Origin of the sequence: Microcoleus sp. PH2017_28_MFU_U_A (genome assembly GCF_020738035.1) — a bacterium.
Taxonomy (GTDB): domain Bacteria; phylum Cyanobacteriota; class Cyanobacteriia; order Cyanobacteriales; family Microcoleaceae; genus Microcoleus.
Window position 1 is genome coordinate 1 of sequence record NZ_JAEQCX010000016.1, and the last position, 1,198, is coordinate 1,198.

Annotated in this window: 1 pseudogene; it reads left to right on the forward strand. The window is 45.6% G+C overall.

Annotation, left to right across the window (positions count from 1 at the left end):
- Nucleotides 1-78: 78 nt before the first annotated feature.
- Nucleotides 79-1,193, forward strand: a pseudogene (locus JGK14_RS00155) (ISAs1 family transposase).
- Nucleotides 1,194-1,198 lie beyond the last annotated feature (5 nt).

Genomic DNA, 1,198 nt, shown 5'->3' on the forward strand with positions numbered 1-1,198 from the left:
CAGGGCTATTTCGTTCTAGACAGTAGACAGGGTTTAGGTTTAGAGTTTAGAAGTCGGATTCACCCTAACTTATGATTTATGAGTTCCCTAGCAATTGTAGAAGCATTTTCGGAATTACCCGACCCACGGCGTGGAGCGGGCTGTCGTCATGAGTATGCGGTCTGTTTAGCGTTATTTACCCTGGCGATTAGCGCAGGATGTGGTGGTTTTCTAGCCATCGGGGATTGGTTAAAGGCTTACCGCGAACCTCTGATTGCGCTGTTTGGGTTCCCGAAGCATGGGATTCCTTCCTACAGTACGCTTCGTCGGGCGTTACTGGACTTGGATTATCAATCCTATGGCGCTTGCGTCGCTTCTTTCTGCAAAATTGAACCGAAAAGAGGTGAAACCATTGCCTTAGATGGAAAAGTCCTCCGTGGCTCTTACAACATTGAAACGGGTGATAATCGGACCCCATCCCATCCAGCGATTCAATTGGTGACGGTCTACTTGGTCGAACGAGGACTGATTTTAACTCCCCAACAAGTGGATTGTAAAACCAATGAAATCAAAGCGATTCCACCCGTTTTGGAAGCCTTGGCCCAACGGGGAGTCGTCTTTGCCTTCGATGCCTTGAATACTCAAAAAAAACTTGTGAGCTAATTATTGAGTCTGGGAATGACTATCTCGGTGCCTTAAAAGGGAATCATAGCCATTTTCATGAGCAAATTAAGGAGAAATTTCAATCAGAATCCCATATTAATACCGTTGAAACGGGCCACGGACGAGTGGAACGACGAAGTGTGAGTTTGTGGACAGGCTGGCATGGACTATCGGAGAGCGAAGACTGGGCCGGACTACGAATTATCATTCGAGTCACGAGTTATCGACACCTGTTAAAAGGTAAATATATTCAAATCAAGAAGCCTGAAACCAGGTACTACATTAGTTCATTGGATGAAACGGTGGAACAATTTGCAACTAGAATTCGCGATTACTGGGGTGTTGAAAATAAGGTCCACTATGTCCGAGATGTGACTCAAGGAGAAGATGCTTCTAGAGTTCGAGTTGGCGATCTCCCAGCCATTTTTGCAATTGCTCGTAATTTAGCACTCAATCTTTATCGAGAAGCTGGAGAAACAAATATGGCACAGGCACAACGGCTCGCTGGCTATGGTCTAGACGTTTTGAAGAAGCTGTTTAGAATGAAATAGCCCTG